This window comes from Halomonas sp. NyZ770, from assembly GCF_020616575.1.
GTDB classification, from domain to species: Bacteria; Pseudomonadota; Gammaproteobacteria; order Pseudomonadales; family Halomonadaceae; genus Vreelandella; species Vreelandella hamiltonii.
Genome location: NZ_CP085143.1, coordinates 841,724 through 865,465, shown reverse-complemented (window position 1 = coordinate 865,465; position 23,742 = coordinate 841,724). Strand labels below are relative to the sequence as shown.

General features: G+C 61.4%; 24 protein-coding genes. 10 read left to right on the top strand and 14 right to left on the bottom strand.

The window, feature by feature from the left end:
• Positions 1-6: 6 nt before the first annotated feature.
• Positions 7-426: an OsmC family protein gene (locus LG409_RS04190; protein ID WP_039175595.1), complete on the top strand. Its 420-nt coding sequence runs from the start codon at positions 7-9 to the stop codon at positions 424-426.
• Positions 427-654: 228 nt separating this feature from the next.
• Positions 655-1,449 carry an adenosylmethionine decarboxylase gene (speD, locus tag LG409_RS04185; RefSeq protein WP_016916304.1) on the top strand — a complete coding sequence of 265 codons (795 nt, stop codon included), beginning with the start codon at positions 655-657 and terminating at the stop codon, positions 1,447-1,449.
• Positions 1,450-1,542: 93 nt separating this feature from the next.
• Here speD and lpxL read toward each other — a convergent pair whose 3' ends face one another.
• From lpxL to LG409_RS04125, 12 genes are all read right to left on the bottom strand, one after another.
• Entirely contained in the window at positions 1,543-2,454 is a 912-nt protein-coding gene (gene lpxL / locus LG409_RS04180) for an LpxL/LpxP family Kdo(2)-lipid IV(A) lauroyl/palmitoleoyl acyltransferase (RefSeq protein ID WP_039175592.1), read from the bottom strand.
• Between the two features lie 12 nt (positions 2,455-2,466).
• Entirely contained in the window at positions 2,467-3,567 is a 1,101-nt protein-coding gene (gene alr / locus LG409_RS04175) for an alanine racemase (RefSeq protein ID WP_227407672.1), read from the bottom strand.
• 200 nt (positions 3,568-3,767) lie between these two features.
• Complete coding sequence (gene rpoS / locus LG409_RS04170; protein ID WP_039176022.1) at positions 3,768-4,742, bottom strand: RNA polymerase sigma factor RpoS; 975 nt, start codon at positions 4,740-4,742, stop codon at positions 3,768-3,770.
• Between the two features lie 152 nt (positions 4,743-4,894).
• Positions 4,895-5,929, bottom strand: a complete 1,035-nt coding sequence (locus LG409_RS04165) for a peptidoglycan DD-metalloendopeptidase family protein (protein ID WP_039175589.1) — start codon at positions 5,927-5,929, stop codon at positions 4,895-4,897.
• 56 nt (positions 5,930-5,985) lie between these two features.
• Positions 5,986-6,897 carry a DUF368 domain-containing protein gene (locus LG409_RS04160; RefSeq protein WP_422822508.1) on the bottom strand — a complete coding sequence of 304 codons (912 nt, stop codon included), beginning with the start codon at positions 6,895-6,897 and terminating at the stop codon, positions 5,986-5,988.
• 38 nt (positions 6,898-6,935) lie between these two features.
• Positions 6,936-7,613 carry a protein-L-isoaspartate(D-aspartate) O-methyltransferase gene (locus LG409_RS04155; RefSeq protein WP_039175586.1) on the bottom strand — a complete coding sequence of 226 codons (678 nt, stop codon included), beginning with the start codon at positions 7,611-7,613 and terminating at the stop codon, positions 6,936-6,938.
• Positions 7,600-8,346, bottom strand: a complete 747-nt coding sequence (surE, locus tag LG409_RS04150; RefSeq protein WP_189462592.1) for a 5'/3'-nucleotidase SurE — start codon at positions 8,344-8,346, stop codon at positions 7,600-7,602. The genes LG409_RS04155 and surE overlap by 14 nt, the downstream gene beginning before the upstream one ends.
• A 21-nt stretch (positions 8,347-8,367) precedes the next feature.
• Positions 8,368-9,408 (bottom strand): tRNA pseudouridine(13) synthase TruD, encoded by a 1,041-nt coding sequence (truD, locus tag LG409_RS04145; protein ID WP_227407671.1) that lies wholly within the window; start codon positions 9,406-9,408, stop codon positions 8,368-8,370.
• Positions 9,401-9,889 (bottom strand): 2-C-methyl-D-erythritol 2,4-cyclodiphosphate synthase, encoded by a 489-nt coding sequence (gene ispF, locus LG409_RS04140; RefSeq protein ID WP_039175581.1) that lies wholly within the window; start codon positions 9,887-9,889, stop codon positions 9,401-9,403. Before ispF ends, truD begins: the two co-directional genes overlap by 8 nt.
• Entirely contained in the window at positions 9,889-10,614 is a 726-nt protein-coding gene (ispD, locus tag LG409_RS04135; protein ID WP_189462590.1) for a 2-C-methyl-D-erythritol 4-phosphate cytidylyltransferase, read from the bottom strand. The genes ispF and ispD overlap by 1 nt, the downstream gene beginning before the upstream one ends.
• A complete protein-coding gene (gene ftsB / locus LG409_RS04130; protein ID WP_016916293.1) occupies positions 10,611-10,976 on the bottom strand; it encodes a cell division protein FtsB in 366 nt (121 codons plus the stop codon). The genes ispD and ftsB overlap by 4 nt, the downstream gene beginning before the upstream one ends.
• 44 nt (positions 10,977-11,020) lie before the next feature.
• Complete coding sequence (locus LG409_RS04125; RefSeq protein ID WP_227407670.1) at positions 11,021-12,193, bottom strand: GNAT family N-acetyltransferase; 1,173 nt, start codon at positions 12,191-12,193, stop codon at positions 11,021-11,023.
• A 144-nt stretch (positions 12,194-12,337) separates the two neighbouring features.
• Between LG409_RS04125 and LG409_RS04120 the strand changes: the two genes are divergently transcribed.
• The 4 genes from LG409_RS04120 (at position 12,338) to LG409_RS04105 (ending at position 19,006) form a co-directional block, all read left to right on the top strand.
• Positions 12,338-13,693 (top strand): aldehyde dehydrogenase family protein, encoded by a 1,356-nt coding sequence (locus tag LG409_RS04120; RefSeq protein WP_227407669.1) that lies wholly within the window; start codon positions 12,338-12,340, stop codon positions 13,691-13,693.
• Positions 13,694-13,765: 72 nt separating this feature from the next.
• Positions 13,766-16,387, top strand: a complete 2,622-nt coding sequence (locus tag LG409_RS04115; protein ID WP_227407668.1) for a GAF domain-containing protein — start codon at positions 13,766-13,768, stop codon at positions 16,385-16,387.
• Positions 16,384-18,153: an EAL domain-containing response regulator gene (locus LG409_RS04110; RefSeq protein WP_096921373.1), complete on the top strand. Its 1,770-nt coding sequence runs from the start codon at positions 16,384-16,386 to the stop codon at positions 18,151-18,153. The genes LG409_RS04115 and LG409_RS04110 overlap by 4 nt, the downstream gene beginning before the upstream one ends.
• Positions 18,143-19,006, top strand: coding sequence for a MurR/RpiR family transcriptional regulator (locus tag LG409_RS04105; protein ID WP_039175574.1), 864 nt, complete (start codon positions 18,143-18,145; stop codon positions 19,004-19,006). Before LG409_RS04110 ends, LG409_RS04105 begins: the two co-directional genes overlap by 11 nt.
• A gap of 8 nt (positions 19,007-19,014) precedes the next feature.
• On the opposite strand, the gene LG409_RS04100 is transcribed toward LG409_RS04105, so the two are convergent.
• The gene (locus LG409_RS04100; RefSeq protein WP_096921374.1) at positions 19,015-19,374 is read right to left on the bottom strand and encodes a RidA family protein; all 360 of its coding nucleotides are present in this window, start codon (positions 19,372-19,374) and stop codon (positions 19,015-19,017) included.
• A gap of 99 nt (positions 19,375-19,473) precedes the next feature.
• The gene (locus LG409_RS04095; protein WP_039175572.1) at positions 19,474-19,950 is read right to left on the bottom strand and encodes an Lrp/AsnC family transcriptional regulator; all 477 of its coding nucleotides are present in this window, start codon (positions 19,948-19,950) and stop codon (positions 19,474-19,476) included.
• 219 nt (positions 19,951-20,169) lie between these two features.
• Here LG409_RS04095 and LG409_RS04090 point away from each other — a divergent pair, with 219 nt between their 5' ends.
• The 4 genes from LG409_RS04090 (at position 20,170) to LG409_RS04075 (ending at position 23,736) form a co-directional block, all read left to right on the top strand.
• The gene (locus LG409_RS04090; RefSeq protein ID WP_227407667.1) at positions 20,170-21,864 is read left to right on the top strand and encodes a 2-isopropylmalate synthase; all 1,695 of its coding nucleotides are present in this window, start codon (positions 20,170-20,172) and stop codon (positions 21,862-21,864) included.
• A 131-nt stretch (positions 21,865-21,995) separates the two neighbouring features.
• Entirely contained in the window at positions 21,996-22,379 is a 384-nt protein-coding gene (locus LG409_RS04085) for a fluoride efflux transporter FluC (protein WP_227407666.1), read from the top strand.
• Positions 22,376-22,768 (top strand): fluoride efflux transporter CrcB, encoded by a 393-nt coding sequence (crcB, locus tag LG409_RS04080; RefSeq protein WP_227407665.1) that lies wholly within the window; start codon positions 22,376-22,378, stop codon positions 22,766-22,768. Before LG409_RS04085 ends, crcB begins: the two co-directional genes overlap by 4 nt.
• Positions 22,765-23,736 carry an arsenic resistance protein gene (locus LG409_RS04075; protein ID WP_227407664.1) on the top strand — a complete coding sequence of 324 codons (972 nt, stop codon included), beginning with the start codon at positions 22,765-22,767 and terminating at the stop codon, positions 23,734-23,736. The genes crcB and LG409_RS04075 overlap by 4 nt, the downstream gene beginning before the upstream one ends.
• Positions 23,737-23,742 lie beyond the last annotated feature (6 nt).

The window sequence follows — 23,742 nt, the reverse complement described above, 5'->3', positions numbered from 1 at the left end:
AGCAACGTGAAAGCACGGGTAACATGGACCGATGGACGCCAGTTCGTGGCGGAATCTGGCAGCGGGCACAGCGTTGTGATCGACGGCCCGCCTGACCACGGTGGCCGAAATACGGGGCCTCGCCCAATGGAAATGCTGCTGATGGGCATGGGCAGCTGTACCGCTTTTGATATTCTCAACATTCTCGACAAGGCACGGGCAGAGGTCACCGACTGCGTGGCCGAGCTGGATGCCGAGCGCGCCGATGAAGTCCCCGCCGTCTTCACCAAGATCCATGTCCACTTCGTGGTCACTGGTCGCGGCCTGAAAGAGAAGCAGGTCCAGCGTGCCGTGGAGCTGTCGGCCGAGAAGTACTGCAGCGCCTCGATCATGCTGGTCAAAGGCGGTGTCGACATCACTCACTCCTATGAGATCCGCGAAGCTTGAGCCGTCATGGGTCGGCTGGCCACGCGGGTGACGCTGCAGCATCAAAAAAAATGGCGTGGCTGGATGCAAGCCACGCCCTGGGCGGGCATAATACGCCCGCTTGTTTTTCCCTTTACTGCGTAGTGCGGGGTCGTCTTCACGGCGGCTGCGTTAGCACGGTGACAAGTGTTTATCGGTTCCGGCGCTGGCTCGTCGGGGTGTCCTCATCTGCCATAGGGAGGTTCGGAAGTGTCAGATAATCTCCGACTCCACGGGTTCAACAACCTGACCAGCTCTTTGAGCTTCAATATTTACGACATCTGTTACGCCAAAACCGAAGAGCAGCGTGCGGCTTATATCGACTATATCGATGAGCTTTACAACGCCGAACGTTTGACGCAGATCCTGAAAGACGTCACCAACATCATTGGCGCTCATGTACTGAACATCTCGCGTCAGGATTATGAGCCGCATGGCGCGAGTGTGACCATTCTGATTGCCGAGCACGAGCTGGATGACCCGACGCCAGGGCAAACCGAGCCAGGACCTGGCCCGCTGCCGGAAACGGTCGTGGCCCACTTGGACAAAAGCCATGTGACGGTACACAGCTACCCCGAGTCGCACCCCGACAACGGCATCAGCACCTTCCGTCTGGATATCGATGTATCCACCTGTGGGCATATCAGCCCATTGAAAGCGTTGAACTACCTGATCCACAGCTTCGACTCCGACATCGTCACCATGGACTACCGCGTGCGCGGTTTCACCCGTGACGTCGATGGCAAGAAGCTGTTCATCGATCACGACATCACCTCGATTCAGGACTATCTGGCAGAAGATACCAAGCAGGCCTACCAGATGATCGATGTGAACGTGTATCAGGAAAACATGTTCCACACCAAGATGCTGCTCAAGGACTTCGAGCTGGACAACTACCTGTTCGGCACGTCGCGCCGCGACATCACCTTCGAAGAAGCCCGCGATATCGAAGGCCGTCTGCGCAAAGAGATGCTGGAAATCTTCTACTCGCGCAATCTCGACTGAGGTTGCGGGCAAAAGATTCCTTCAGCACAACGCAAAGCCGCCCTTTCGGGCGGCTTTTTTCATGCTCGTTCAGTGCGCCAAACCCAGGCCGCGCTAGTAAAACCCGGCGTCGCCTTCAGGGCGCGTCTTGAAGCGCCGGTGCAGCCACAGGTACTGCTCGGGGTGCTTGCGAATGGCCCGTTCGATGAATTCGTTCACTCGGGTGGCATCGGCCACTTCGTCGCCGCTGGGGAAGCCTTCGAAGGCGGGCAGACATTCGATGGTGTAGGTACGGTTGTCCGGATTGCGGTGAAACATCAGCGGTACCACCGGCGCTCCGGTCATGCGGGCGATCTTGGCCGTCAGGCGAATGGTGGCCGCCTGCTGACCAAACAGCGGAGCGAAGACGCTGACATCGCGACCGAAATCCTGGTCCGGGGAGTACCATACGATATGCCCCGCCTTGATCCGCCGCACCACGCCACGCAGGTCGTGACGGTCGATGGCCTGGCCGAAAATGCGCGAGCGTGCCCGGGTCATGAAGCGTTCGAACAGCGGGTTGTTATGGGGGCGATAGACCACGTCCGCCGGGAAAAACAGCGAGTGCAGCGCGCCACCCAGATCCAGCGTCGAGAAGTGAATACCGACCACCAGCACGCCCTTGCCCTGAGCTTTGGCATGGGCCAGGTGCTCCTGGCCATGATAGGCCACGCGATGACGCAGGCCTTCGGCATCGCGACACCAGCCGGTGGCGGTTTCCACCAGCCCGATACCGTTGGCAATGAAGGTTTCCTTGACCAGCTGGCGCTGCTGCTCGGCGCTTTTCTCGGGAAAGCAGAGCGCCAGATTGGTGGCCGTGATGTGCCGCCGACGCTTGGCAAGCCGCCACGCCAGCAGGCCTATCATCTTGCCTACCCAAAGCTTGACCCGCCAAGGTAACCAGGCCGCCACGTACATGGCACCAATGGCCAGCCAGGTAGGCCAGTAGCGGGGGTGCGCAAAGGAGCGCGGATAAGATTTCGACATACGAATAACCGTTTAGACGTTGGCACCATGGTACTGCCGAGGCGCTCTGGGCAGCACGCCGGTCAGCAAGGTATAGCTGATGGTATCGCAGTGGCGGGCCACTTCGTCCACCGACAGCACGCTGCCCTGGGTAGCGCGCCCCCACAGCACGACTTCGCTACCGATGGCGGCGTCGGGCACCTCGGTGACATCCACCGTGAGCATGTCCATGGAGACTTTACCGGCGATGGGGCAGCGCTGGCCGTTGACCAGTACCGGCGTGCCATCCACGGCATGGCGATCATAGCCATCCCCATACCCTGCGGCGACGACGGCAATTTTCGAGGGGCGTGGGGCCTTCCAGCGTCCGCTGTAGCCCACTGGTTCGCCGACGGCCAGCTCACGCAGGGCGATGATTTCCGAGCGCAGCGTCATCACCGGGCGCAGCTGGCGGGTCAGCTCGCTGGCCACTTCCAGGGGGTCACTGCCATACAGCATGATACCCGGCCGATTCCAGTCGCCATGGGCGGCTGGCCGAGCCAGGGTGGCAGGTGAATTGGCCAGGCAAAGCGGTGCTTTCAGCGTTGCCGCCAGGGCCTGCAAGACGCCCATCTGGTGTTCGAAGTAGCTGGCATCCTGGGCATCGGCGTTGGCGAAGTGGCTCATCAGGTGCAGCGCCGTGACCTGTGGGGCACTGTGCAGACGCTGCCATACCGCAGGCGCCTCCTGGGGAGAGAATCCCAGCCGGTGCATGCCGGAATCGACCTTCAACCAGACGGGAATCGGCCGCTGCGGGGCATAGGACAAAAGCGCCTCTACCTGCCAATGGCTGTGCACGCTGATCCACAGGCCATGATGGTCGACCAGCGCCAGCTCGTCAGCGGTAAAGATACCTTCCAACAGGATGATAGGGGCCTTGATACCGCCTTCACGCAGGCTCAGTGCTTCTTCGATACAGGCCACCGCAAACGCAGGCACCTCGGCTTCCAGGGCGTTGGCACAGGCCAGCGCACCGTGGCCATAGGCATCGGCCTTGATGACGGCGACCGAGCGGCTCTGAGGCGCGCAGCGGCAGGCCAGCTGGTAATTGTGACGCAGCGCGTCCAGGTCAATATAGGCCACTAACGGGCGCATGGCTATCTCACTTATCAGAGCGCTCGTACGACAGCGCGGTGCTGATAATCCGCACGGCTAGCGAACGGATATGGGTTTAGCGGGCGTTACCCGATTGCCAGACAGGCTGGCTATCAAAAACAGCGCACCGAGTGAAATGCTCGGTGCGCTGTAGACTAGCATGTCGAACGTGCTGGCCGGGCCAAGTGGCTTCGACGAGGCTACGCCTCGAAAATCGAATCCAGAGAAAGCCCCTGTTTTTCCAGCGAGCGTCGCAACTTCTTTAACGCTTCTACCTGGATCTGACGAACACGCTCGCGGGTCAGACCGATTTCGGCACCCACTTCCTCCAGCGTGGCGGCTTCATGCCCACGCAGGCCAAAGCGACGCACCACCACCTCGCGCTGTTTCTCGCTGAGCTCGTCCAGCCAGTGGTCGACATGCTCGCGCACGTCTCCATCCACCAGGCATGCTTCCGGACCCAGCACATCATCGTCGGTGAGGGTATCGATGAGTGGCTTGTCGCTCTCGCCGCCCATTGGGTAGTCCACCGAGGAAACACGTTCGTTGAGCCCCAGCATCTTCTTGACGGTCTCGACCGGCTTGTCGAGATGCTCGGCAATCTCTTCTGCGGTGGCTTCGTGGTCGAGCTTCTGGGTCAACTCACGGGCGGCACGCAGATAGATGTTCAGCTCCTTGACCACATGAATCGGCAGACGAATGGTGCGCGTCTGGTTCATCAAAGCGCGTTCGATGGTTTGCCGAATCCACCAGGTGGCATAAGTGGAGAAGCGAAAACCCCGCTCGGGGTCGAACTTTTCCACCGCGCGGATCAGCCCGAGGTTGCCCTCTTCGATCAAATCCAGCAGCGTCAAACCTCGATTCAAATAGCGTCGGGCAATCTTGACCACCAACCGCAGGTTGGACTCGATCATCCGCGAGCGCCCCAAGGCATCACCCTTGCGCGCCAGACGTCCGTAATAGACCTCTTCTTCCGGCGTCAATAGCGGCGAAAAGCCGATTTCATTGAGGTAGATCTGGGTAGCATCCAGACTCTGAGTGGATTGGCGATCGTCTCGACCAAGCGCTTTCTCGAACTCTTCCTCCTCAGCCGTGGCATCGTCATCAGCCTCGTCCAGCGCCTCCTCAACCTCGTCGAGGTCGATCTCCTGTAGGTCCTTCTCCAGCATACTCATGGTCATACCCCCGTTGTCTCGCCTATCCGCCATTCGAAAAAGTCAGGGTGGTCGCACTTCCTGTGCGCGTGCACCTTATTGTTATATGACGCCTTAGTTAGCTGTCCGGGTTACCTTGATCGAGCTAATACGTTACCTTCAGAGCATGATGCCTAGCGAGCTGGCAAATAGTCGAGCGGATTCTGTGGCTGGCCATCGCGGCGCACCTCAAAATGCAGCTTGACGCTATCGGCGTCGCTATCGCCCATGGTGGCAATGACCTCACCCGCCTCGACGACATCATTCTCTTTGACACTCAAACTGTCGTTGTGTGCATAGGCGCTGAGATATTGATCGTTGTGCTTCAACAATATCAGGTTACCGTAGCCGCGCACACCGCTGCCCGCGTACACCACGATGCCAGGTCCTGCTGCACGCACAGGTTGCCCCTTTTGCCCCGCGATATCAATCCCGGCGGTGATACTGCCGCCTTGGCCAAACTCGCCGGTCACTCGACCATCGGTGGGCCAGCGCCAGTCGACGTTATCGACAGGCGTGAAGGTGCGCGACGAACGATCCTGGCGAGCGGCCTGGGCGGGTTGTGCCGCAGGCGTTGGCTCTGGCGTCGCTGCGGGCGCAGGCTCTGGAGCCGGTTCGGGCTCGGGCTCGACGGCAGGTGCCGAGGGCGGCTCAGCAGCGACCGACTCGGGCGGCTCTGGCGAGGCAGGCGGGGGCGTATTGGCAGCCACCTGCTGCGCGGCTTCCACGGCGCGGGGTTCGGCCGTCAAGCGCTGGTTACGCTCGATGGCGCTCTCATCGGGCAGCAGCCAGTCCAGCTCCTGCTCATTACTGGCAACGGCCGTGGCCTGGGGCTGCAGCCCGGTAGCCACTACGCCACGGGAAGCCGTGGCAGGCGCCTGGCTGGGTGCCGTGCTGGCACCCGCGCCTTCGCGCAGGGCGATGGTCTGCCCCGGCTGGATCTGATAAGGCGGGCTGATGTTGTTCAAGGCCGCCAACTGGCGGTAATCCAGGTTGTGCTGCCAAGCAATACCGTACAGGGTATCGCCTGCCTTGACGGTGTACTGAGGGGTATTTTCAACCACGCGACGGGCTTCACTCAAATCGCGTACCTGTGGCGCACCCTGCTGTTGGTTGGCACAGCCGCTGATCGCCAGCGCCAACACCGACACGATAAAAACCTTACGCATGCAATCCCTACTCCTTTTCAATGCCGTGCGCTCACACTCGATGATTCGATTTCCGCTCAATGGCTCGGGGTTGTTGAGCGTGAGGAATGCGTCACTGCGCGACGATTCAATAATACGACCAGCAGTGCTCCAAAGACCATCAACGATACGACACCAGCGACCTGCGCGGACTCGCCGGTCAGCACGGCGTAGTCGCTGGGTAACAGATAGCGATAGGCCAGCGGTATCATTTGTCCATCCGAGCCCAGCTGGTAGCGTAACAGCTCGCGCCAGGGCCAGAGAACCGGCAACGAACCGACGATGAACCCCAGCAACAGCTGCAAGGTTGCCCCATGATAGCGTTTCAATAGCCATGACAGTAGCCGTGAGGACAGGGCGAGTCCCAGCAGGCAACCCATGCCGAACAGGATGATGATACCCAGATCGAAGCTGCGAATCGCGCCCATGATGGTGCCGTAGAGGCCCATGGTGAGCAATAGAAAACTCCCCGACACGCCCGGCAGCAGCATGGCGCTGATGGCGATGGCGCCTGCGACCACCACGACCATCGCTTCATTACCGATCATCAACACCAGGGGCATCATGCCCGGCAGCAGTTGAGCCAGCAGCAACCCCAGGGTGAGCGGCAGCAGATAGGCTATTTTCCAGCGCTCGCCCGCCTGCCCGACGACCAGCCCCGAGGCCGCCACCAGCCCGAAAAAGAAGCCTTGCAGCAGCAGTGGATGGGCCTCCATGAGCCACAGCGCCAAGTGCGCGACACTGAACAGGCTGATGGCGACACCGGCCAGCAGAGGCATCAGGAAAGCCAGATTGAGATGGACATAAAGCCCACGCAGCCCGCCGTGCCGCCAGGCCCCCAGGGCGCTGGGGCCAAATTGCTTGATGGTGTTGATCAGTTCTTCATAAATACCGGTAATGAACGCAATGGTGCCACCGGACACCCCGGGAACGGCATCGGCGGCTCCCATGCCAGCGCCTTTGAAAAACAGTCCTATCGTTCGACGCTTCAATCCACGACTCCTTGCAACAGGGGAACAAAGCGCACGGGTTCGAGCCGGCGCTTTTCAAATGCACAGCCAATGCGCTTGACCTGAGTCAGCCACTGGCTGCCGTCGGACTCTTCCAGCGGCGCAATCAATACGCCTTCTGGCGTCAACTGCTCGAGCAGTACCTGAGGCAGCGTTTGCGCACAGGCAGTGAGCAAAATCACATCGAAAGGGGCGGCTTCCGGCCACCCTTCGCCCCCATCGGCCACGGCCAGCGTCGCCGGGGCATCCAGCCGCCATAGTCGTTCGGCGGCACGCTCGTGCAGCGCGTGGATGCGCTCGACGGAGTAAAGGGTGTCGACCAGGCGAGACAGAATCAACGTTTGATAGCCGGAGCCCGTCCCGACTTCCAGAACACGCCGAGGCGATGCCTTCAAGACCAGCTCGGTCATGCGCGCCACAGTCAAGGGTTGCGACAGGGTCTGCCCAAAACCAATCGGCAGTGCGGTGTCTTCATAGGCGCGGTGTGCCAGCGCTTCGTCCACGAACAAATGACGTGGCTCACGGGCCATCACCTCCAGCACCCGCGCATCATGCACACCCTGCTGCTGCAGGCGTTCGATCATGCGATCTCGGGTGCGCTGAGAAGTCATGCCACGACCTCTCAACTCGCCGGGGGATAGATCAGGCAAAGGCATCCAACCAGTCCTGTACATCGCGGCGCGCCGGATGGCGCGTCAGGTCAGTTTGCAACGGGGTGATCGAGACATAGCCCGCCTCGACCGCCGCAAAATCGGTATCCTCGCCATCATCGGCGTTGGCCGCCACGGGGGCAATCCAGTAGCGCGTGCGACCACGGGGGTCTTGTACCGGAACGGGCTTCTCGGCAGGACCACGATACCCCAAGCGGGTCACCTTGAAGCCTTTGATGGCTTCCCAGGGCAGATCAGGTACGTTGACGTTGAGCAGCGTACGCGGCGGCAACGAAAGGCGGTCGGCGGCCCCCACCAGACTGGCCGCCACGTGCGCGGCCGTAGCGAAGTGCTGGGTGCCGCACAGCGACATGGCGATGGCCGTCATGCCCAGGTTACGGCCCTCCATGGCGGCGGCTACCGTCCCGGAGTAGAGCACGTCATCGCCCAGGTTGCTGCCATGATTGATGCCGGAGATGACCAGGTCTGGCCGTTCGTCCCACAGCCCGTTCACGCCCAGATAGACGCAGTCGGCCGGGGTGCCATCGACGCTATAGAAACCGCTGTCCAGTGCGGTCAGCGACAGCGGCCGAGACAGTGTCAGCGAATTGCTGGCCCCGCTACGATCGCGGTCAGGGGCAACCACGCGCAGGTGCGCATGGGCCGTGAGCGCATCATGCAGCGCCTTCAGGCCGGGGGCGTGAACGCCATCGTCATTGGAAAGCAGCAGTCGCCGCATGTCGGTCTCCTTACACGTGCATCAGGCGGTGTCGGGGTGGTCGATCAACTCGCCGATCACCGCCGTGGCAAAGCTGCCTCGCGGCAGGGCAAACGAGAGTAGCACAGCGTTGTCTTCATGGGTGATGCTGGGTGATATCAGGCAGGCGCGCAGGGCCCGCTGGGCTCGCTTGACGCCACTTTTTTCAAGCCCTTCACACAGCGCTGGATGCCGCTGTCGAAGCAGAGTTTCATACTTCGCCGCCGCCCCCTGCGCCAATTCACCAACGCCCCACAATACCCCGGTGGGGTGAAGGTCCATCGCGGCGGCCCGCTCGATCAGCGCCTTATCCACTGAATCGACGGCAAACACGCTCTGGGTGCCTTCCAGCATCAGCGTGTCGCCTGCCAACGGGCAGCACCAACTGCCCTCCTGCAAGCGCACGCTGAGCAATTCGTTGAACAGAAAGCTGCGGGCGGTGGAGAGCATCATGCCCTGGCGGTCATCGCGTTTGCGCCAGCCCTTGGCCAGCACCGCCTGGGCTCGCTGCAAGTTGCGGGCACCCGCGCCAAAGCGCTGATGGCCAAAATAGTTGGGGACGCCTTGACGGCACAGTGCTTCCCAGCGCGGGGTAAAGTCTTCCCGCTGCACGGCGTCGCCACTGAGCCGCAGTTGAAAATGGTTGGTGCGGTGCACGCCGCGCTTCAGCTTGCGCGGGTGGCGCGCCTGCTCCAGCACCTGAATGCCCAGCTCGGCCAGGGCACCTGCCAGCCCTTCAGGCGCTTGGCGCCCCGGCAGATGTACGCTGAGCCACTGCCGCGTGACGGCGACCCGGTCTTTCATTCCTGAGTAGCCGATGTCGCGCTGTCCCACGCTGCATAGTCGGCTGAGCTGTCTGACCACCTCCAGCGTGGTCAGGTTGCGCTTCTCCACCCGCAGCCAGAGATGCTCGCCCTGCCCTTCGGGGATGAAGTCGAGCTGCTCGTCGACCCGAAAATCTTCCGGCGCGGTGCGGTAGTGGCCTGGGGCGGGCGGGCCGAAATCGGCCGTCAGGCTGCGCTGCCAATCAGGAAGTTCAAGCATCCGCTGACGCTCGCGGGGTCAGCAGCACTACTGCCTCGGCGGCGATACCTTCACCCCGGCCGGTAAAGCCCAGCCGTTCGGTGGTGGTGGCCTTGACGTTCACCTGGCCCAGGGCGATTTCCAGATCCTGGGCAATGACGGTTCGCATGGCCTGGATATGAGGCGCCATTTTAGGGGCCTGCGCCATCAAAGTGGCATCGAGATTGCCCACCTCGTAGCCGGCATGGCGCACCAGCGACATGACGTGACGCAGCAAGCCACGGCTATCGGCGCCTTTCCAGGCGGGGTCGGTATCCGGGAAATGATGGCCGATATCGCCCAGCGCGCAGGCACCCAGCAGCGCATCGCTGATGGCATGCAGCAGCACATCACCATCGGAGTGCGCCACGAACCCCTGCTCGAAGGGCAGCGCGACGCCTCCAATCATGAGATGGTCGCCGGGTCCAAAGCGATGCACGTCAAATCCATGGCCAATTCGCATTAGGCGCTCCTGTTGCCGTTATCCGCCATCGACGCGGCGGCTTGTTGAGTGTGTAAGATGGCGCCCGCCAGCGCCAGATCGCCGGGGTGGGTCACTTTCAGGTTGTCGCGACGACCGTTGACCAGCCGCGGGGCCTCTCCCAATGCTTCGACGGCAGAGGCTTCGTCGGTGACCAGCGTACCGTGCTGTACAGCCTGCTCCAGGGCGCGCACCAGCAGCGCATAACGAAAGCCTTGCGGAGTCAGCGCATGCCACAGCCCGTCGCGGGGTTCGGTGCGCAGGCTGCACTGATCACCTCGGTCACGCTTCATGGTGTCGGCCACCGGCATGGCCAACAGCGCACCGGCCGAGTGGCTCTGGATGGCCGCATGCAGCGCCAGCAAGTCCTGCTGGGTGATACAGGGGCGCGCCACGTCATGCACCATGACGATGTCATCCGCACGAGCGGGAATGGCACGCAGCGCGTTGAGCACACTATGCATGCGCTCCTGGCCGCCATCGACCCGCTGCCAGCGCTTGAACGGTACGCTATGCGGGTCGAACCAGCCGTCGTCGCGATCGAGGCAAAGCACCAGATGGGCCTCGGGAAAAGCCTGGGCTAGCCTGGCCAGGGTATGGGCCAGGATCGGCTGCCCATCGAGCGACAAATACTGCTTGGGCCGATCAGCCCCCATGCGCTTGCCCTGCCCTGCGGCAGGCACCACCAGCCAGAGCGTTTCACTCATGGCTCACCGCCTTCGCGCTCACGCGGTGGAATGACCCCAGGCTGGGCGATCAACCCCGCATGAATCCCCAGCAGCTCGTTTTCGATGGCGACACCAGGCACCCAGAAAAATTGCTCGTCGGAACGCACCATGCCCATATCGCTGCGTGCACGCTCTTCGATGGCGGCCAGCCCGGTTTTCAAATCCGTGACCTCGGCCGCCAGTCGGGCGTTACGCTCGCGCAGGGGCTGATTGGCCGCCTCCTGTTCAGCCACACGCTCTTCGACCCGCTGAAGGTCGCGCCAGCCGCCGTTGCCCAGCCACAGTTGATACTGCATCAGGCCAAGCACTGCCAGCAGTATCACCAAGAGCCATCTGTGCATGAGAGTGTTCCTGTATAAAAGCCAGAGCGGCGCGCATTATGCCATCAAGCCGCAGGGTCCTGCGACGCCAGAGGCGACTTATAGGGTAAAGACTGGCTGGCCGCCTGCCGATACGCCTGAACATGCTCGGCTTCCTGCTGGCAAAACTGCCCTACTCCGGCAGCCAACCCGGGGTGAACGATGTAGTGCAGCGAACGCACGCGCTGCGGGGCAAAGCCACGCACCAGTTTGTGCTCTCCCTGCGTGCCGGGGTCGAACAGCGTCAACCCGGCTTCCAGGCAGTATTCAATGCCTTGATAGTAGCAAGCTTCGAAGTGCAGGCAGTCTGCGACCACTTCGCTTCCCCAGTAACGGCCATAGAGGGTCGTGGCATCCTGAAAACAGAGCGCCGCTGCCACCGGGCGGTCTTCCAACCGGGCCTGGATCAGCACCAGCGACTCGGTCATGGTATGACGCAGGCGCTCGAAAAAGGCGTGATTCAAATACGGTGGGCGACCACGCTCATGGTAGGTAATGGTGTAGCAGCGGTAGAAGTGCGCCATGTCTGCGTCACTGATCTCACTGCCCACCAAACGCGTCAGGGTAATCCCCTGTTCGGCCACCAATCGGCGCTCACGTTTGATCATCTTGCGGCGCTTGGAGGCCAGCGAGGCCAGAAAGCCTTCGAAATCCCCAAACCCCTGGTCATGCCACTGAAACTGTACGCCTTCACGAGTGATGAGCTGCGGCCACTGGCGTTGCCAGGCGCCCACCTCCTGCTCATGGGCAAACAGCAGATGCCAGCTGGAGAGCCCCCGGGATTCACACAGCTGCTCGATGCCCTGGGCCAGACAGGCGTATACCTCAGCAGCAGGTGCCTCCTCGGCGATCAGAGTGCGTGGCCCAGGCACGGGGGTAAACGGCACCGCACTCAGCGCCTTGGGGTAATACTGCCCCCCTGCCCGTTCCAGCGCGTCGGCCCAGCCCCAGTCGAACACGTATTCACCGTAGGAGTGGTATTTGCGATACAGCGGCAGCGCCCCGACGAGCTGCTGCCCTTGCCAGACGCATAGATGACTGGGCTGCCATCCCGTGGCAGCACTGACCGAGCCGCTTTGCTCCAGCGCCTGGAGAAACGCATGACGCATGAACGGCTGACCCGGCGCAGCCAATGCATCCCACTGGCTTGCCGAAACAGCCTCGATGGCAGGTAGAATGGTCAACGACAGAGAAGGCATGACAACTCCCAGGGCACGGGCAGACGCCGTGGATGGCTTACTTTACCATTAACGATGTGAACAATTGTCAATGTCTGGCGTCGAGGGTTTCCCCCTCTATAACCTGCCAGTATGGTCAATGTCGAACGATTCCAAGGAGTGGCCATGAAGCGTGATCTCAAGACCCTACTGACCGCGCAGCGGGAAACCGCCGCCACTGCGCCCTACCCGACCCTCGCCATTCGGCGCGAGCGTCTGGCACGCTTGGCACTCATGACACGGCGCCATCAACGGGCGATCATCCAGGCAATTCAAGCGGATTTTGGTCAGCGCAGTGAAGTGGAAATTCGCTTGGCCGAGATCAGCTCGGTGCTGCACGCCATTCGCCACGCCCGCCTGCACTTGTGGCACTGGATGCGCCCGCAAGCCGCCACCATGCCTTGGCGGCTGTGGCCAGCCCGTGCACGCATCTCGCCCCAGCCGCTGGGCGTGGTGGGCGTCATGTCCGCCTGGAACTACCCTTGGTGCCTGGCGCTGATGCCCACCGTGGATGCGCTGGCTGCGGGTAATACCGTGCTCCTCAAACCCAGCGAGCAGGCGCCGCATACCAGCGCGCTGCTGGCCAAGCTGGTGCCGCAATACTTTACCGATGACGAGTTCGCGGTGATCGAGGGAGGCGAGGACGTGGCCGCCGACTTCAGCGCGCTGCCTTTCGACCACCTGGTCTTTACCGGTTCGAGCAGAGTGGGCCGCCTGGTCGCAGCCGCCGCTGCGACCAACTTGACCCCAGTGACGCTGGAGCTGGGCGGCAAGTCGCCTGCGCTGGTCGCCAGCGATGTGGATATGGAGAGCGCTGCCGAGGCCATCGTGTTCGGCAAAGGATTCAACAATGGCCAAACCTGCCTTGCTCCCGATTATGTTCTTGTAGAGGCCAGCCGCCTGGAAGCGCTGATCAAGGCACTGGAGCGGGCCATACGCCAGCAGCGCCCCACCGCCAAGGAAGCCACCGGCCATGTCAGTGAACACTTCGCCACACGCAGTGAGCGCCTGATCGAGCAAGCGCGTGATCAAGGTTGCCGCGTGATCGATCACGGCTCGCATGCTCCCGCGCTGGTGATCGACCCCCATCAGGGGCTTCCTCTGATGCAAGAGGAGATCTTTGGCCGTGCCTTGCCGATCATCAGCGTACAGCACCATAAGGACGCGCTGCGCTTCATCAACGCTCGCCCAGCGCCGCTGGTGCTCTATGCTTTTACCCATGACAAAGGATTGCAGCAGCTACTGCGTGAGGGCACTCGCTCGGGCGCGCTGGTGTTCAACGAAACATTGCTGCACCACGCCGTGCCTTCGCTTCCCTTCGGGGGGGTCGGTGAAAGCGGCATGGGGGCTTATCATGGCCGCCACGGCTTCGAGCGTTTCAGCCATATGCGGGGAATGTTTTATCAAGCCAAACGCGCCAACAGCCGCTGGCTGCGACCGCCTTATCGCCGCTGGCTGCTGAAATTGCTCAGGCTCGGCTAAAGATTACAGGCCAACGCCCGATATTTATCTAATATGCTTTGATTGCATACGCTCACACACTCAGGAAATGCCATGCACGCGGCCGACTTACCAGACAATGAATCTCAGCGCCTGGCTGCCCTGCATGGGTTACACGTTCTCGACACTGCAGACGACGAAGGCTTTGCACGCCTGACGCAGCTGGCCTGCGAGCTGTTCGACGTACCCACGTCGCTGGTGTCGCTGGTGGACCGTGACCGGCAGTGGTTCAAGGCGCGTAAAGGGCTCGATGCCTGTGAAACCAACCGTGAAGTGTCGTTCTGCGCCCACGCCGTGGCGGCAGATGCACCGTTGGTGGTGGAAGATACTCACGAGGACGAACGCTTTTTCGATAATCCGCTGGTCACCGGGGCTCCCCACATACGCTTTTATGCGGGCCACCCTCTCCGGCCTGCTCAAGGGATGGTCGTGGGCACGCTGTGCCTGATCGGCCCCGAGCCACGCCCATTTTCCGACCGTGACCGCCGGCTACTCGAACAGCTGGCAGGCCAGGTCGATGAGCTGCTGCGTCAGCATCAGATGCGCTACCACCTCTCCCAGACGAATCTGCGCTACCAGACACTGTTCAATGGTAGCGCCACGGGCATCGTCCGCATCGACCGCTCAGGCAAGGTTCTGAGCATCAACCCCTACGCGCTCAGCATGCTGGGCTATGCCCATCATGAAGTGGTAGGGCGCAACGTTTCCATGCTGACACCCGCGTCCATCCGTGACCAACATGACGGTTTCCTGGCCCACTTTCTGGCCGGAGGCGACCCCAGGGTGATTGGCCGTGGCCGGGAAGTCGACGCACTGCACCAGCAGGGCCACACCGTACCGGTGCATCTCGCGGTCAATGCCATTGCCGATGAAAAGGGGGAAATCGTCGAGTTTCTGGGCATCCTGACCAACTTGACGGATGTGCATGCCGCCACCAAGCGCATGCACAAGGAGCAGAGCCTGCTCAAGGTGTTGCATCAGGGTATCACCGACTATCAGGCGCTGATGTCCGGCGAGCAGCTGTGGACGTTCCTGATGGAGGCACTGCGCGAGCTGACCGACAGTGACTACGCCCTGATCGGCGAAGTGCTCCCCACGGACACCACCAGTGCCTTGAAGATCCACGCCATCACCGATCTGTCCTGGAACGACGAGTCGCGCCACCTGATGGAAATGCTGCGCAGTGGCGACATGACCCTGACCAATCCGGACTCGCTGCTTGGGCGGGTGTACGCCCATGGCGAAACGGTCATCACCGATGACGTCTATGGGCACAACAAGCGGGGCGGCTTCCCTCCCGGTCACCCGCGGCTGGACAACTACCTGGGTGCGCCCATTTTCAGTGGCGACCAGTTGATTGGCATGTTCGCCATCGCCAACAGCAGACAACCGCTGGACCAGTCGCTACTCAACTGGCTGCAGCCCTTCACGGATACCTGTGCCCTGCTGATCAATCTTTATCGGCAAATGGCCGAACGCGAACAGGTCGCTCTGGATCTGGCCACGGCCCGTGACCAGGCTGAAAAAGCCAACCGAGCCAAGAGCGACTTCCTCTCTTCGATGAGCCATGAGCTGCGCACGCCACTGAATGCCATCATCGGCTTTGCCCAGTTGCTGGCCAAAGGTCGACGAGACCCGCTGAGCGAAAAGCAGCAGCGGCAGGTAGGCCAAATCGAGAAGAGTGGCCAGCACCTGCTGAGCCTGATCAATGAGGTGCTGGACCTGGCCAAGATCGAATCTGGGCACATGAGCCTGTCCATCGAGACCATTGCCCTCGATCGCTTGCTGGAAGATGCTGCCAGTACACTGGAAGCCAGCATCGAAGCCGCAGGCATTCACTTTCAGCGCCCGATCCTCGACTCGAGCTGGGTCGTGCAGGCGGATTACACCCGCACCAAACAGGTCCTGCTGAACCTGCTCTCCAATGCCATCAAATACAATCGCCCTCAGGGCAGTATCACCCTGGAGGTGGTGCCACAGGCACCGATGCTGCGCGTCAGCGTGACCGATACTGGCAAAGGCATCCCTGCCGAACGTTTGGAAGAGTTGTTCGAACCCTTCAATCGTCTGGATGAGGAGCACGGCGTCATCGAAGGGACGGGCATCGGCCTGGCCATTACCCGTGAGCTGGTGGAGCGAATGGGGGGGGCCATTGGCGTGGACAGCCAACCCGAACGTGGCTCAACCTTCTGGTTTACCTTGCCCATGGCAGAAAAAAACACCGCCGAGCCTTCCTCGGCGGTGTCGGCAACGTTGGGAGACACTGCCTCACAGAGCAGCTACCGCCTGCTCTATATCGAGGATAACCCCACCAACCAGAAGCTCATGGAAGATATCGTGGACGACTACCCACACGTCCAGCTGCAAACCGTGTCCAGCGCCGAGCTGGGGCTTGAAATCATGCGCTACTCGCCGCCCGACCTGGTATTGATCGACATCAACCTGCCAGGCATGAGCGGTTATCGAGCGCTGGAGATCATTCGCCACGATGAGCAGCTCAAGCATCTTCCCGTCATTGCCCTGTCGGCCAACGCCATGGAACGGGACATTGCCCGAGGCCTCGAGGCTGGCTTTGCCGACTACCTGACCAAGCCCATCGACCTCGACAAGCTCTCCGCGACCCTGAGCCACTATCTGGCTGTCGCCCCCGCCCACTCTCCAAGGATGGCCACATGACCCTGATGAGCAAGCGCTTACTCATCGTCGACGACAACAGCATCAACGTCGAGCTGCTGCTGGACCTGCTGGACGATCACGGTTTCGACCACGTGCAGGGAATCAGCGACCCTCGCCAGGTGCTGGGCCTGTGCCAACAGCAGTTGCCCGACCTGATCCTGCTGGATATTCGGATGCCCTACCTGGATGGCTATGGGGTCATGTCACAGCTGCAGGCGCACTTCGGGGCTCAGATGCCGCCAGTCATCGTACTGACCGCCCAGATCGATGACGAAACACGCCATAAAGCGCTGAGCATGGGGGTCCGTGACTTTCTCACCAAGCCCTTCAAGCATGACGAGGTGCTCCAGCGCATTCGCAACACGCTGGATGTGGAACACCGCTATCAGGTGCGCGACAAACAGGCCGAGACCCTCGAACAGATGGTGGCCAAACGCACCGAAGAGCTGGACCGCCAGTCGCGCACCGACCCCATTACTCAGTTGCCCAATCGGCGAGCACTGACCCAGACGCTGCAGGAAGCCGCCAAGGCAGGCGACGACACTGGCCTGCTGTTCATCGCTCTGGATCATCTCGACGATGTGGTACGCCTGCACGGCTACAGCGTTGCCGACCAGCTCATGGTGCATATCAGCCATCGGCTCCACGCCCAACTATGTGAACGCTGCACCCTGGGCGTATGGGGCGGCAGTGAACTGCTGGTCATTGCCGATAGCAACGACCTCAAGGCACTGCGCCAGCTGGCATCCAAGCTGCTGAGCTGTTTCGATCAGGATCAGGCAGTGGGAGACCTGCTGCTGCCGCTCAATGCGCGCATTGGCATCAGTTGGGCGCAGGGCCCGTTCGACAGCGAACGGCTGGTGCACAAGGCTGCTCTGGCGCTACCCCAGTCAGGCTCGCTGCGCATTCAAAGCTACAACGAAACGCTGGAAACCCAGCAGCGCCACCGCCTGCACCTGCAGCAGGCCATTCGCGGGGCGACCCAGCGTGGCGAGATGTCGTTGGCTTTTCAACCCAAGCTGTCGCTGGCCACCCAGCGGGTGCTGGGCGCCGAAGCGCTGTTGCGCTGGCACCATCCCGAGTTGGGGCATGTCTCGCCTGGCGATTTCATTCCCCTGGCCGAGGCCAGTGGCGATATTCTGTCGATTGGCGAATGGGTGCTGGAAGAGGCCATGCGCCATATTGCCCAGTGGCGGCAGCAGGGCCTGCTGGACGATGACTTCCATATCGCCGTCAACGTGGCTGCGCGCCAATTGGCACGCAAGGATTTTGCCGAGGCGCTGCTGGCGCGACTCGCCCGGCACGGGATTCCGGCACGCTTTTTTGCGCTCGAAGTGACCGAGTCTGGCCTGCTCAGCGACCTGGATAACGCACGTATCCAGTTGGCCCAGTTGGCGGATGTGAATATTGCCGTGGCCATCGATGATTTTGGCACCGGCCACTCATCCCTCGCTTATGTGAAGACCCTGCCTTTCTCGACGCTGAAAATTGACCGGGCCTTCGTCATGGATCTGGAAAAGGACGCCGTGGATCGTCACCTGGCCTTGACCATCACCCAACTGGCCCATGCGGTGGGCTGTGACGTCGTCGCCGAGGGCATCGAAACGGCTGCCCAGGCCGACTATTTGCGTTCGATAGGTTGCGAAGCGGCGCAAGGGTATTACTATGCTCGTCCACTGCCTGCAGATGAGTTTTATCACTGGTGCAGCCAGTGGACGCCTCGTTTACCCTCAACGCCTGCCACGGAGTCAGTCAATGGCGCATGACCTGCTAGACCGCCTAAGGGAACGTCTCGAAGAGCTGAATCGTTCGGAGCGCAAGGTGGCGAACGTGATCCTCGACGACCCGGCAGCCGCCACCAGCCTGAGCATTGCCAGCCTCGCTCAGGCGGCCAGCGTCAGCGAGCCTACCGTGAACCGGTTTTGCCGCAACTTCGGCGCCAAGGGTTATCCCGATTTCAAGATCAAGCTGGCGCAGAGCCTGGCCGGCGGAACGCCTTACGTGACCCGTGCCGTCGAGCCCGGCGATACGGCCACTCAGTACACGCACAAGATTTTCGGAGCCACCATTGCCGCCCTGGACGAAGCCCAGCGCGAGGTGGACATGGCCGCCGTCGAGCGCATGGTGGATTACCTGACCCAGGCCAAGCAGATTCACTTTTTCGGGTTGGGTGCCTCCGGCGCCGTGGCCCAGGATGCGCAGCACAAGTTCTTCCGCTTCAACTTGCCGGTCATGGCATATGTGGATGTGCTGATGCAACGCATGGTGGCTGCCGCCTGCCATACGGGCGATGTGGTGGTGATCATTTCCTACACGGGCCGCACGCGGGAACTGGTCGATATCGCCAAGGTAGCCCGCGAAGCAGGCGCCGTGGTGCTGGGGATTACCGCCCCCGACTCTCCGCTCTCACGGGAGTGCACCGCGACCCTGGAAGTCGCCACCCCCGAAGATACCGACCACTACATGCCCATGACCTCCCGAATGATTCAGCTCACCCTGATCGATGCGCTGGCCACGGGGGTCACCCTCAGGCGCGGCGAAGATTTCTTGCCGCACCTGAAGAAGATCAAGGACAGCCTGCGCGATACCCGCTTTCCGGCCGAAAAGCCCATCAAGTAACGCGGCGACTACGCATCTACCGCCGTGGTCACGGTAATCTCGACTTTCAACTCATCGGCAGGCATCGGTGCACACACGCAGGTGCGTGCCGGTGCATGGCCTTCCGGTACCCAGGCATCCCAAACCTCGTTCATGGCCGCAAAATCGCTGCCCTCCTTGAGGTAGATCGTCGCACTGAGCAACTGCTCGCGGCTGGAGCCGATCTCCTTCAATAGCGCATCCACCCGCGCCAGCATGCTCTCGGTCTGCTCCTTGATATCGCCATGGCGCGCCTCTGGCCCCGCCACCTGGCCACACAGATACGCCACGCCGCCATGAATCACGGCACGGCTCATGCGGGCTTTTGTATCATGACGCCGAATACTCATGGTTCAATCTCCTGTATCGATTAAAAAAAGCAGTGTAAACCGCCAGCAAGCCACTGCCTATGTCATATCGAACTGACCGGTCATATCGAACAGCCCGTCTCAGGTAGGTACCGGGCGGTGCTCGAAGACACGGCGCAACACAAAGCTGGTATGCGCCCCCGTGACCCCTTCGATCCGATTGATGACATGCAGCAGCAGATGCTGGTAGTCATCCATGTCCTTGACCAGAATCTTGAGCTGAAAGTCGGCGGCTTGACCCGTGATGATCAAGCACTCCACCACGTTGGGGATGTCGCGCACGTGGCGCTCGAAGTTATCGAAGCGCTCGGGGGTGTGTTGATCCATGGAAATATGCAGCAGCGCCATCAGCTGATAGCCCAGCGGCCGAGCGTCCACCACGGCCCGGTACTGAGTAATCAGCCCATGGGTTTCCAGCGCCCGAACCCGGCGCAGGCAGGGGGATGGCGAGAGGCCTATGCGTTCGGCCAGTTCCTGGTTACTGATGCGCCCTTCCTGCTGAAGGATATCCAGGATACGACGGTCATAACGATCCAGCGTCAGGGGAGTCACCGACATGCTCGACAGCCTCTACTAATGAAATCCATAAACCCGCCATATTCTGCCACTTTTTCTGCCCACTGGCCTATTTTCGCAATAACCTTTCGCGGCATTCTGGTTACACTAGCATGGCTGCCAAAAGCAGCTGCTCCCAGGGCCTCTTACCCGGAGGCCTGGCACGCGGCTCACGCCACAAGCGGCCGCCTCAAACAACCTCATGCTTTCAGGAAACTCACCATGTCTGCTTTCGATCATCGCAAGTATCGCCCTGCCCCGCGGGTACCCGCGTTCAATCGCCAGTGGCCCGACCGGGAACTGACCCACGCTCCCATCTGGGTGAGCGAGGACCTGCGCGATGGCAACCAGGCGCTACTGGAGCCGATGACCGTCGAGCAGAAGCAGCGCTTTTGGCACCAGATCATCAAGGTCGGTATCAAGGAAGTGATGGTCGGCTTTCCCTCCGCCAGCCAGCCGGATTACGACTTCGTGCGCTGGTTGATCGAAGAGGACCAGATTCCCGATGACGTCACCATTGCGGTGCTGGTGCAGTGCCGAGAGCATTTGATCGAGAAAACGTTTGCCTCGCTGGTGGGCGTCAAGCGCGCCATCATCCACCTGTACAACTCCACGTCGACCATTCAGCGCGAACGGGTCTTCGAGATGGACCGCGACGGTATTACCGACATCGCCGTTCAGGGCGCCACCTGGGTCAAGACCCATGCCGCGCAGTACCCCGACGTCGATTGGCGTTTCCAGTACTCCCCTGAAAGCTTCTCCAGCACGGAGATCGATTTTTCACTGGCCATTTGCGAAGCGGTCATGGATGTGTGGCAGCCCACGCCGGACAACCCGTGCATTCTCAACCTGCCCACCACCGTGGAAGTGGCCGGCCCGCACCACCACGCCGACCAGATCGAGTACTTCTGCCAGCATATCAGCCGTCGGGATAGCGTGATCATTTCGGTACACACCCATAATGACCGGGGCGGCGCAGTGGCTTCTGCCGAGCTGGCCCTGCTGGCCGGTGCCGATCGCGTCGAGGGCACGCTGCTGGGCAACGGCGAGCGTACCGGCAACATGGATATCGTGACGCTGGCCATGAACCTGTACAGTCAGGGCATCGACCCGGCGCTGGACCTCTCCAATCCCGATGAGATCATCCAGGTCGTGCATGAGTGCACCGGCATTGCCGTTCACCCCCGCCACCCCTGGGTGGGCGAGATGGTCTACACCGCGTTTTCCGGCAGCCATCAGGATGCCATTCGTAAATCACTCAAGCATCAGAAGCCGGATGAGCCGTGGCAAGTGGCCTATCTGCCCATCGACCCCCATGACATCGGCCGCGACTACCAGGCAGTGATCCGGGTCAACAGCCAGTCAGGCAAAGGCGGCATGGCCTTTTTGCTGGAGCGCGACTACGGCATTCACCTGCCCCGCTGGATGATGCTGGCACTGGCCCCCCACGTGCAGAAAGAGAGCGAGCGGCGCAACAGCGAGCTTTCCAGCGCCATGGTCCGCCAGGTGATGTTCGATCAGTTTGCCCTGGATGCCCCGCTCTCCCTGGCGGATTACCGGCTTTCCAAAGGCCATCAGGAAGGCATCGACATCACCCTGTGGCACGGCACTGAAACGCTGCGCCTTTCCGGCACGGGCAACGGAGCCATGTCATCGTTCACCGACGCCTGGAAACAGCATACCGGCAGCCACGTGGCCATTCTGGACTACAGCGAGCACTCACTGGGGGGCAGCAGCGAGGCCAATGCCATTGCCTTCGTGCAGCTGAATATCGACGGCCAACGGGTATGTGCCGTGGCAGAGGACAGCGACACGGTGAGTGCCTCGCTCAAGGCTGTACTGTCAGGCATCAACATGGCCAGCACGGCGGCATCCAGCGAGGCCCCCGTCGAGCACTCCTCCATGGCCACCGCTTGATCTTCGCCGGTTGAGACATGACGGCTGAGATATGAAGATTGAGGCATGAAAGTGAGCAAGGCCCGCCCTCAGGGCCTTGCCGAACATGCTACACTTTCCGGCCTTGATTCTGCTTTCCGCACGAGGCCACCATGGACACTGGCATGGCCAGTCTCTTTTTGATTGCCCTGGGAGGCGCGCTTGGCGGCATGGGCCGCTTTGCCGTGTCCAATGCAGCCGCGAAACGGCTAGGCAAAGTCTTCCCCTGGGGCACGCTCATCGTCAATGCCAGCGGCGCGCTCTTGGCGGGCTGGCTGCTGGCACATTACGGCCTGCAGCATCACGACCCCACCTGGGCCTTCGCCATCATCGGCCTGCTGGGCGGCTATACCACCGTCTCCTCCTTCAGCCTGCAAACCCTGGAGCTTTACCAGTCTGGCCAAGCCGCTCGGGCGGCACTCAACGTTGCCAGTACGTTAGGTTTGGGGCTCTTGATGGCCACCCTGGGCTGGTGGCTGGGCGGGGGGTTGTCATGAACGCCTATCTGGCCGTTGGGCTCGGCAGCGCCGTGGGCAGCCTGCTGCGTTACGGGGTATCACTGGCATCCCTGGCAGCGTTTGGCAGCTATTTCCCCTGGGGCACGCTACTGGTCAATATCGTGGGCTCGCTGCTGATCGGCTGGCTGGCGGCCACCACCTCGCGCTTTCCCCACCGCGCGCTGGCACGCCACCAACCTCTGCTGGTGGCAGGCTTTTGTGGAGGCTTCACCACCTTTTCCCTGTTCAGCCTGGAAACGCTCTACCTCGCCCAACAGCCCCAGTGGTGGCTGGCACCGCTCTACGTGCTGGTCAGCGTCCCGCTATGGCTGCTGGCCGCCTGGGCCGGAGAGCGCTGGGCGCTTGCCTCATCGCCTGCGGCCGAATGAAAGATATCCTGGAACGACAGCAGTGCTGGCTGTATCTGTTTGGCATTGGCTTGGGCATAAGCGCAGGACTATGGGCTCCCGAACGCATGGCCGTGCTGGAGCCATTGCTTTGGCCGTTACTGGGTGCGCTGCTCTACACCACCTTTACCCAAATCCCCCTGCTCGCCATTCGCCAAGGCCTTCAGGACAAACGTTTCATTGCAGCACTGCTGGTGGGCAACTTCATCGTGATTCCTGCCGCCGCAGGCTTGGCAGCTTTATGGCTGCCCCTGCCGCCCGCCCTATTGGCTGGCGTACTGCTAGTGCTGTTGGTGCCTTGCACCGACTGGTTCATCACCTTTACTCATCTGGGCAAAGGCGATACGGGCCGCGCCATTGCCGCCACGCCGATACTGCTCCTGATACAAATGATCGCCCTCCCCGTCTATTTATGGTGGCTATTGGGCATAGAGTGGCTGAACATCGCCCTATCCACAGCACTGATCAGCGCCTTTGTGGGGCTGATCGCCACCCCACTGCTGCTTGCCTGGCTGACGGAGCGTCTGGCGGAGCGCTCAGCAAAGGCTCAACGCATCACGCAAGCCATGGGATACTGCCCGGTACCACTGCTGGCGGTCGTCGTGTTCATCATCGCGGCGTCGCAAGTGGCCAGCGTGGTGGCGCTGACCCAATGGTTGCTGCCATTAGGGCTTCTGTTTAGCGGCTATCTCCTGCTGGCGGGGCTCTTGGGCCGAGCGTTAGGACGACTTTTCTCACTCCCGACCCGCAGCGCACGCACCCTGGCCTTCAGCTTTGGCACACGCAACTCCTTTGTGATGCTGCCAATCGCCCTCACTCTGCCCAACGGCTGGCAAGCTGCCGTGGTCGTGATCGTCTTTCAATCCCTCGTCGAGCTGTTCGGCATGGTGGGCTACCTTCGCTGGGTGCCAGGCAAGCTACTGCCTGACGCCCATGCACGCCATCGCTGAACGAGA

Bases quoted from the DNA above. Each gene is read 5' to 3' on its own strand.
- surE (WP_189462592.1), bottom strand. From the start codon at position 8,346: ATGCGGCGACTGCTGCTTTCCAATGACGATGGCGTTCACGCCCCCGGC.
- LG409_RS04160 (WP_422822508.1), bottom strand. From the start codon at position 6,897: ATGGGAGCCGCCGATGCCGTTCCCGGGGTGTCCGGTGGCACCATTGCG.
- LG409_RS04110 (WP_096921373.1), top strand. From the start codon at position 16,384: ATGACCCTGATGAGCAAGCGCTTACTCATCGTCGACGACAACAGCATC.
- crcB (WP_227407665.1), top strand. From the start codon at position 22,376: ATGAACGCCTATCTGGCCGTTGGGCTCGGCAGCGCCGTGGGCAGCCTG.
- LG409_RS04115 (WP_227407668.1), top strand. From the start codon at position 13,766: ATGCACGCGGCCGACTTACCAGACAATGAATCTCAGCGCCTGGCTGCC.
- LG409_RS04100 (WP_096921374.1), bottom strand. From the start codon at position 19,374: ATGAGTATTCGGCGTCATGATACAAAAGCCCGCATGAGCCGTGCCGTG.
- ispF (WP_039175581.1), bottom strand. From the start codon at position 9,889: ATGCGAATTGGCCATGGATTTGACGTGCATCGCTTTGGACCCGGCGAC.
- LG409_RS04105 (WP_039175574.1), top strand. From the start codon at position 18,143: ATGGCGCATGACCTGCTAGACCGCCTAAGGGAACGTCTCGAAGAGCTG.
- LG409_RS04090 (WP_227407667.1), top strand. From the start codon at position 20,170: ATGTCTGCTTTCGATCATCGCAAGTATCGCCCTGCCCCGCGGGTACCC.
- alr (WP_227407672.1), bottom strand. From the start codon at position 3,567: ATGCGCCCGTTAGTGGCCTATATTGACCTGGACGCGCTGCGTCACAAT.
- rpoS (WP_039176022.1), bottom strand. From the start codon at position 4,742: ATGAGTATGCTGGAGAAGGACCTACAGGAGATCGACCTCGACGAGGTT.
- LG409_RS04075 (WP_227407664.1), top strand. From the start codon at position 22,765: ATGAAAGATATCCTGGAACGACAGCAGTGCTGGCTGTATCTGTTTGGC.
- ftsB (WP_016916293.1), bottom strand. From the start codon at position 10,976: ATGCACAGATGGCTCTTGGTGATACTGCTGGCAGTGCTTGGCCTGATG.
- LG409_RS04095 (WP_039175572.1), bottom strand. From the start codon at position 19,950: ATGTCGGTGACTCCCCTGACGCTGGATCGTTATGACCGTCGTATCCTG.
- LG409_RS04165 (WP_039175589.1), bottom strand. From the start codon at position 5,929: ATGCGTAAGGTTTTTATCGTGTCGGTGTTGGCGCTGGCGATCAGCGGC.
- truD (WP_227407671.1), bottom strand. From the start codon at position 9,408: ATGCTTGAACTTCCTGATTGGCAGCGCAGCCTGACGGCCGATTTCGGC.
- LG409_RS04120 (WP_227407669.1), top strand. From the start codon at position 12,338: ATGAAGCGTGATCTCAAGACCCTACTGACCGCGCAGCGGGAAACCGCC.
- ispD (WP_189462590.1), bottom strand. From the start codon at position 10,614: ATGAGTGAAACGCTCTGGCTGGTGGTGCCTGCCGCAGGGCAGGGCAAG.
- lpxL (WP_039175592.1), bottom strand. From the start codon at position 2,454: ATGTCGAAATCTTATCCGCGCTCCTTTGCGCACCCCCGCTACTGGCCT.
- LG409_RS04155 (WP_039175586.1), bottom strand. From the start codon at position 7,613: ATGCCTTTGCCTGATCTATCCCCCGGCGAGTTGAGAGGTCGTGGCATG.
- LG409_RS04085 (WP_227407666.1), top strand. From the start codon at position 21,996: ATGGACACTGGCATGGCCAGTCTCTTTTTGATTGCCCTGGGAGGCGCG.
- LG409_RS04125 (WP_227407670.1), bottom strand. From the start codon at position 12,193: ATGCCTTCTCTGTCGTTGACCATTCTACCTGCCATCGAGGCTGTTTCG.